Origin of the sequence: Pseudomonas sp. IPO3747, from assembly GCF_013385245.1 — a bacterium.
GTDB lineage: Bacteria > Pseudomonadota > Gammaproteobacteria > Pseudomonadales > Pseudomonadaceae > Aquipseudomonas > Aquipseudomonas edaphica.
This window is the reverse complement of the sequence record NZ_JACAQL010000014.1, coordinates 146,037-153,744: the sequence shown is the minus strand read 5'-3', so window position 1 is coordinate 153,744 and position 7,708 is coordinate 146,037. Positions and strand designations below refer to the sequence as shown.

The window sequence follows — 7,708 nt, the reverse complement described above, 5'->3', positions numbered from 1 at the left end:
AATCTGACAGGGATTTGGGGGGGTAAACCGGCAGGGATGCCGGTTTAGCGGCGCTGGGCCAAGGATGGCCCATTGCGGCGGCCCCCCAAATCACTGGCGGATTGCGGGCATGCCGAGCCACAGCGAGGCACCGAGTGTTGGGGCGAAGACTTTTTGGTTACTTTTGTGTCTCTCTCTACAAAAGTGACCCGCTGTAAGAGCGGAACCATAGGCAGCCGTTACCGCAGCAACGGATATGTACACCACCAAAAGACAACCCACAGCCTGATCTAGAGAGCCGTGGCGACGCCCTCATCACCCGCATACATCCACCGCAACAACGAATGCCGCCCGCTGATCCCAAGCTTGATCGCCGCCCGCTTGAGGTAGCTTTCAATAGTGTTGACCTTCAACGCCAACTGCTCCGCCAACTCCGGTGCAGTCCGCCCGGCCAGCAAACCCACACACACATCCAGTTCTCGATTGGACAAGGTCAACCCCGATTGCACCAGACGTTCTTCAATGCGCCGACGCAAGGTTTCAAGCCCTTGATTTTCCGCGACCACAGGCGATCCGCCCTGGCGACATGGCTGGATCGCAGTGATGTGTTTCTCGACCATGGGCAGAAGCAGCGTCGAAAAATCCTCCAGCATGCTGCGTTCCTGTGGCGAAAAACTTTCCGACTGATGCGAGCGATACACCGACAACACATAACGCACATCGTCCTTGCGGCGTGTGAGGTGCAATTGGGCAGCGGGTTGTTCTTCGCCCAGCGCCGTCACCGAGTCGGTGTAGACCGGGCTGATCCGGCGTCGGGTGTGCCCTTCGGCACTGACCTGCAGTTGGGTGATATGGGTAGCGTCCACTGCCAGCTGGGTCAGGATCAAGTCATGCAGCATGCGCGGGAAATGGCGGCTGCCGGTGCTGGCGATGACCTTGCCTATATGAGGGAACAGGTGTGAGTTCATCAGTTCGTCCATGAATGTTGAGTGCAGGTATTCATCCTTATAGCGACGGGGTTTAACAAGGTAACCAATGTGAATAACCTACAGTGATAATGCACCCGCCGAGCACCTATGCTAGTACAGCCAGGGAAATGCATGGGGATCCAATCGGCAAAAAAAACAGATTAAAAACGCATAACGGCGGTCGGACCAGTCCGACCACCGTCTGTAGGAAAGGATTACCTCAACCGTAGGCCCTATTTCACGGCGTGTTCTTCCACCACGGCGCGGCCCGGTGCCGCACGGGTGCATTTGACCAGGGCCTGGTGGATATCGGCCAACAGGTCGGCGATGTCCTCAAGCCCGACCGACAAGCGCACCAGGCCTTCGCTGATACCGTGTTGTGCGCGTTCTTCGGGGGTGTAGGTGGAGTGGGTCATGCTCGCCGGGTGCTGGGCGAGCGACTCGGCGTCACCCAGGCTGACGGCGCGGGTGAACAGGTTGAGGGCATTCATAAAGCGCCGGCCGGTGTCGATGCCGCCCTTGAGTTCAAACGCGATCATGCCGCCGGACTGCTTCATCTGCCGCGCCGCCAGGGCGTATTGAGGGAAAGAGCGCAGGCCCGGGTAAGTGACCCACTGCACGGCAGGGTGGGCCTGCAAGGCTTCGGCCACCGCCTGGGCGTTGCTGCAATGGCGGTCCATGCGCAGGGCCAGGGTCTTGAGGCCGCGCATCAGCAAGGATGCGTCCTGTGGCGACATCACCGCGCCGGTCAGGTCCTTGAGGCCTTGCAGGCGAATACGTTGTGCCAGCGCCTGGTTGCTCACGGCGATACCGGCGGTGATATCGCCATGGCCGCTGAGGTACTTGGTGGCCGAGTGCACCACCACATCGGCCCCCAGTTCCAGTGGCCTTTGCAGGTAGGGGGTGCAGTAGGTGTTGTCGACCACCACGGTGACATTTGGCTGTTGGTGCGCCAGCTCGGCCACGGCGGCGATGTCCACCAGACGCAGGTTGGGGTTGGCCGGGGTTTCGCAATAGACCATGCGGGTGGCAGGGGACAATGCCGCGCGCAGGGCGGCCAGGTCGGTGAGGTCGACGTGTCGCACCCGGATGCCGAACTCAGCAAGGCCATGGTGCAGCAGGGCAAAGGTGCAGCCATACAGGGTCTGGCTGACGATCACTTCATCGCCCGGGCGCAGCAGGGTCCAGAACGTTGCGGCAATCGCACCCATGCCGGAGCTGAAGGCCACGGCAGCTTCGCCGTTTTCCAGGGTTGCCATGCGTGATTCCAACAGTGCCAGGGTCGGGTTGGAAATGCGTGTGTAGAAGTGGCCGCTGACTTCCCCGGCAAAACAGGCAGCGCCATATTCGGCGGTGGGGAACGCGAAGGTGGCAGATAAATAGATCGGCGGTACGAGGGCGCCGTGATGGTCCTTGGGGTCGTAACCATGGTGGATGGCGCGGGTAGAAAAGCCGAATGTATTGTTTTTGTTGTTCATATCGGACGCTCCTTATTTCCTACAATGCTATGCTCATAACTAGAGTTGAACATTGCAAAAAACCCAGGAAAATCCCGGATTTCGGGGCGAATAATCGACAAAAACAACAAATAGAGGCACGTTATGCCCGTGAGTCTGGACCGCACCGACAAAGCCCTTTTAAACGCCTTGCAAGGTAATGCCCGCTTGACCGTGGCCGAACTTGCCGACCGCGTCGCCCTGACCACCTCGCCGTGCTGGCGACGGGTGCGCAACCTGGAGGAGAGCGGGGTGATCAGCGGCTATCAGGCGATTCTGTCGCCCAAGGCGCTGGGGTATGGCGTGACGGCGTTTGTCAGCATCATGATGGAAAGCCACACCCAGGAAATCGCCCGGGCATTCGAGCAACGGCTGCTGGAGATTCCCGAAGTTGTCGCCTGCCACAACGTGTCGGGGCGCTATGACTTTTTGCTCGAGGTGGTGGCCAAAGACCTGGAGTCGTTTGGCGAGTTTGCGCGTGAGGTGTTGCAGACGTTGCCCTGTGTTAAAGAAATCTACTCAAGTTTTTCCTATAAGTCGGTGCGGCCTTTACGGGTGATTCCGCTACCGGGCTGAAGCGGCCTCATGCACGCCCTCAGTCGACTTTCAAATACCCGCGTGGCGTGCTGCCGGTCATGCTTTTGAAGAAGGCGATCAACGCGCTGTCGCTGGCAAAGCCCAACTCGAACGCGCAATAGCCCTGGTTGCGTCCGATGGCAAGCAGTTCGATGGCCCGCATCAGGCGCCACTGCTGGCGCCATTGCTGATAGCCAAGGCCGGTTTCCCGCAGGAAAATCCGGCCGATGGTCTTGGTGCTGGCACCTATCTGTTTTTCCAGGGCTTGCAGGGTCGGCGGTAACCTTTCCAGATCGGCGAGCAAGGGCGCCAGGCGTTTGTCCTGGGGCAAGGGCAGGAGCATCGGTTGTGCGGTGGCCGCCTGGATTTCATCCAGGCACAACGCCAGCAAATGCGCGTAGCGGCCCGTTTGCCAATCGGTGTCGAAGGGCGCCATCGCTATGGGTTCCAGGACTGCGCGAAGCAATGGGCTGACCTCGATCACCCCCACCTGTGCAGGCAATTGATCGGCCAGTGCCGGGCTCAGATACACCGAGCGATAGTCCACGGTTTTGTGCATCACCGCGCGATGCGGCACGCCGCACGGTATCCACGCGGCGCGCGAAGGCGGCAGCAGGCACAGTTGGTTGTCCAGGGTGATACGGGTGCAGCCTTGGCGCGTGAACAGCAGTTGCCCGCGCTGGTGGCGGTGCAGGCCGGAGTCGTGATCACCGAGCAGGGCGGCGATGCCGATGACCGGCGCTGCCAGGTGGTCGGGATCGAAAGGGGCGTCGGCGGTGAGCCAGGCCATAGGTTGTCCGATTTGATGGGTAAATTGTCAAAGTCTGGATAATACCCCAATCCACAGTCCTTACACTTCTTGCGCTGTTTCAAGCAAAGGAGTTGGGGAATGAAGATTAGAATTTTTTTGCCACTGACCGTGGCCTTGCTGATGTTCCCGCAACTGGCCCAAACGCTCTACAGCCCAGCGCTGGAAGATATCGGCCGGGCGTTTGCGGTGGGGCCGGAGCGGGCCGGGCAGACGTTGTCGGTGTATTTCCTGGCGTTCGCTTTTGGCGTGGTGGTGTGGGGCCGGCTGTGTGATCGTTGGGGGCGGCGGCCGGTGATGCTGGCCGGGTTGGCTCTGTACGTGGCTGCCTCGGTGCTGGCCTTGGGCATGACCAGCTTCAACGGTTTGCTGCTGGCTCAGGCGTTGGCGGCGTTTGGCGCGGCGGTCGGTTCGGTGGTGACGCAGACCGTGCTGCGTGACCGTTTCAAGGGCGTGCAATTGGCCCAGGTATTTTCGCTGATGGGCATTGCCCTGGCCGCCAGCCCGGCCGTGGGCCTGTTCACGGGCGCCAGCCTGGTGCAGTTCTTCGGTTATCGCGGTGTGCTCAGTGGTTTGTTGCTGCTCTCGCTGAGCTTATGGGCGTGGTGCGTGTGGGCGTTGCCCGAGACGCGTCCAGCCTCGATGCCGACGGCCGCGCTGGGCCAGACGTTGCGGTTGCTGCTCAGGGATGCCGGGATCTGGCGTTCGGTGGGGCTGGTGGCGGCGTTCAATATTGCGCTGTTCAGCTATTACAGCGTGGGGCCATTCATCTTTTCGCGGCTGGGTTTGTCTGCCGCCGACTTCGGCTACAGCGGCGTCTTGCTGGCGCTGGGCTCCGGGTGTGGTGCGTGGCTGAACAAGCGACTGCTCAAGCGTGGGGTAAACGGCGAGCGATTAGTGCTGATCGCCGCCGGTGTCGCAGTGCTGGGTGGCTTGCTGGTCGTGCTGCTGCAACACAGCGGGTTATTTGTCTGGCCGATGCTGTTGGTGGTACTGGCATTCGGCATGGCCATCCCCAATGTGCTGGGGGCCGCGCTGGTGGCCTACCAAGATCGTCTGGGCACTGCCGCCGCGCTGTTTGGTTTGTTGTATTACCTGGTGATCGGCGCTGGGTTGACCCTGGTCGCCTGGGCCCAGGACCTGGGTTGGAGTCTGTTGGTCTGTGGTTTGGCGGCGCTGTGGCTGGCAGCGCCGCGCAGGCTCAGAAGTTAACCGAAGCACTCAGGCGCGCGGTCAAGGGTGCGCCCTGGAACAGGTAGTCGTCGCCCAGGTATTCACCCGCATCGCGCCAGTAGCGTTTGTCGAACAGGTTATCGACGCTGAGGCGGAACACGGTCTCATAGCCGTCGATTTTGGTGGTGTAGCGGCTGCCGACATTCACTACGGCGTAGTCGCCCACTTGCACATTGCCGGTGCGGTCGGCGTACTTCTTGGCGCTGTATTGCACGCCGCCCAACACGGCCAGCCCATTCATCCATGGCAGGGCGTAATCGGCATACAGGCTGGCGCGCAGTTTGGGGACGTTGAGCGCCTGGTGGCCTTCGTAGTCTGGCGTGCCGCTGTTGTTCACGCGGGCACGAATCGCCGCGACGCTGGTGGCGATCTGCAGGCGGTCGGTGGCCCAGCCGTTGGCGGAGAGTTCCAGGCCGGTGTTTTTTTGTTCGCCTTGTTGGACGTAGATAAACTCGAGGCCTTCGGGTTTTGCGTATTGATAGGCCTGGCGGGTCTGGAATACGGCGGCGGCGAAGCTGATGCGGTGCCAGTCGTATTTCACGCCGGCTTCGATTTGCCGGGACACGGTTGGGGCCAGGGTTTCATCGGGAATTCGGGCAAACCACGGTGCCGTGCCGCCCAATGACAAGCCCTTGCTGTAGCTGGTGTACAGCGAGATATTTTCCACGGGTTTATAGATCAACGAAGCTTGAGGCAGGAATACGTATTGCTGGGTGTGGCGCGCCTGGTTGCCTTGGTCATCGTAGGCTTTTTCATCCAGACGCACTTCGCGCCCACCAATGATGGTTTGCCATTGCTCGTTGAAGCGGATGCGGTCGGTGACGAACAGGCCGTACTGACGGCTGTCGAGGTTGCGATGGCTTGGGTTCAGCGGCTTATCAGTAGGCTCGAAGGTCGGTGCGTCTTGGTTGATATTACCGCTGCCGATGTATTCGTTGACGGACTTGCGCTTGTCGATCACCCGGCGAAACGCGCTGGTGCCGAAAGTCAGTTCATGGCCCAGGCTGCCGGTGTCGAACAGGCCTGTTATTGCCGCCTGTACTTCATCATCACGGCGGGTGTCGTCGGGGCTGCGGTAGTCGTAGACGTCGTAGTCGCCTTCCGGGCTGAAGGTGTTGGCGTTGCAGCTACCGACGTAGTAACAGCCCCAGGCAAACGAGCTGTAATCATCAATCACCACTTTGCTGTGGGCGGCACTGAGGCTGCCTTTCCACTGATCACTGAAGCGGTATTCAAACTTGCCATTGAGGTTCAGCGAATCGATGCCGACCTGATGGGAACCACTCTGGTGCCCCAGCAATTTCTTCGGTGACGCGTCATGGGGCACTTCGGTGCCGCCCAGCAGTTGATAACCCGGCACGGAGCGCTGTTGCTTGTTCTGGTATTCCGCGTCCAGTTGCAGCACCGCGTCGGGGCTGATGTTCCAGTCGAAGGCCAGAGACACAAAATCGCGCTGGCCATCGGCGTGCTCGACATACGAATTGAGGTCTTCGTGGGCGACGTTGGCGCGCAGGCCGAATTGCTGCTCGCTGCCAAACCAGCCACCCACGTCGGTGGCTATGTAACCGCTGCCTCGGTCATCGGTGGACACGGTAACCGAGCGCACATCTTCCGGGCGTTTTGTCACGTAGTTGATCACGCCGCTGGGTTCGGAAATACCGCTTTGCAAACCCGCCAGGCCCTTGAGCACTTCGACCTGCTGCTTGTTTTCCAGGGCGACGTTTTGCTCGCCAGTGATGGTGCGGCCGTTGATTTTGTAGCTGCTCGCGGTGTTCAGTGAGAAGCCGCGGATCACGAAGTTTTCGTAGTAGCCGATGGGGGCGTAGCTGTCGCCTACCGAGGCGTCGTTGCGTAGCACTTCGCTGAGCAGCCGCGCCTGCTGGTCTTTGATCAGTTCGGCGTTGATCACGGTGATTGATGCCGGAGTGTCCAGCAACGGCGCTTCGTTGAAGCCGCCGACCGAGGCGCTGTTGGTGCGATAGCCGGAGTCTTCCTGGCCCTGGACGTTTACCGCCGGTAGTTCGATTTCAGCGGCCATGCTGTTGCCCAGGCTGCCGCTGAGTAGCAGGCCAAGGGCGAAACGTGAGGTAACGACGGGACGAAAACGCACAACCATGGGGGTAGGGCCTTAAAGCGCAGGGCGGGGGGCGCATAAGCTAGGGGGATGTGCTGGGATTTACAAGTTATTGAGAATGGTTGTGTTGTGTACATATCCGTTGCTGCGGTAACGGCTGAGTAGGGTTCCGCTCTTACAGCGGGTCACTTTTGGCAAACGCCCGGAATGCCGGCCCAGCCAAAAGTAACCAAAAGGTCTTCGCCCCACCACTCGGTGCCTCGCTTAGGCTCGGCATGCCCGCACTTCGGCTTGAATCCGTGGTTAACGGGGCGCCTCAGATCAAGATCAAAATCTACAGCACGGCGGCCTAGTAGCCGACCTGAGTGGTTGAATCAAAAGCGAAAGGCGGATTTGCATACACTGAAGAGCTGCTTTTCTGTGGGAGCTGGCTTGCCTGCGATGCAGACACCTCGGTACATCAGGTACACCGAGTTGACGCTATCGCAGGCAAGCCAGCTCCCACCTTTGACCGAGTATGGCTCTGCTGTTGCTGCGGCTCTTACATCCTTTGGCCCCCAGGTCAGTACCAAAA

General features: G+C 60.1%; 6 protein-coding genes. 2 read left to right on the top strand and 4 right to left on the bottom strand.

The window, feature by feature from the left end; translation table 11 throughout:
• Positions 1–269: 269 nt before the first annotated feature.
• Complete coding sequence (locus tag HX790_RS19150) at positions 270–947, bottom strand: LuxR C-terminal-related transcriptional regulator (protein WP_026013668.1); 678 nt, start codon at positions 945–947, stop codon at positions 270–272.
• Between the two features lie 233 nt (positions 948–1,180).
• Positions 1,181–2,425, bottom strand: a complete 1,245-nt coding sequence (locus tag HX790_RS19145) for a methionine gamma-lyase (RefSeq protein ID WP_176991932.1) — start codon at positions 2,423–2,425, stop codon at positions 1,181–1,183.
• A gap of 123 nt (positions 2,426–2,548) precedes the next feature.
• Between HX790_RS19145 and HX790_RS19140 the strand changes: the two genes are divergently transcribed.
• Positions 2,549–3,019 (top strand): Lrp/AsnC family transcriptional regulator, encoded by a 471-nt coding sequence (locus HX790_RS19140; RefSeq protein ID WP_017136655.1) that lies wholly within the window; start codon positions 2,549–2,551, stop codon positions 3,017–3,019.
• Positions 3,020–3,038: 19 nt separating this feature from the next.
• Here the strand turns inward: HX790_RS19140 and HX790_RS19135 are convergent, their stop codons facing one another.
• Positions 3,039–3,809 (bottom strand): helix-turn-helix transcriptional regulator, encoded by a 771-nt coding sequence (locus HX790_RS19135; protein ID WP_176991931.1) that lies wholly within the window; start codon positions 3,807–3,809, stop codon positions 3,039–3,041.
• 99 nt (positions 3,810–3,908) lie between these two features.
• On the opposite strand from HX790_RS19135, the gene HX790_RS19130 reads away from it, so the two are divergent.
• Entirely contained in the window at positions 3,909–5,039 is a 1,131-nt protein-coding gene (locus HX790_RS19130; RefSeq protein WP_176991930.1) for an MFS transporter, read from the top strand.
• Here HX790_RS19130 and HX790_RS19125 read toward each other — a convergent pair.
• On the bottom strand, positions 5,029–7,176 hold the full coding sequence (locus HX790_RS19125; RefSeq protein ID WP_176991929.1) for a TonB-dependent siderophore receptor: 2,148 nt from the start codon (positions 7,174–7,176) through the stop codon (positions 5,029–5,031). The genes HX790_RS19130 and HX790_RS19125 overlap by 11 nt on opposite strands.
• Between the last annotated feature and the right edge of the window lie 532 nt (positions 7,177–7,708).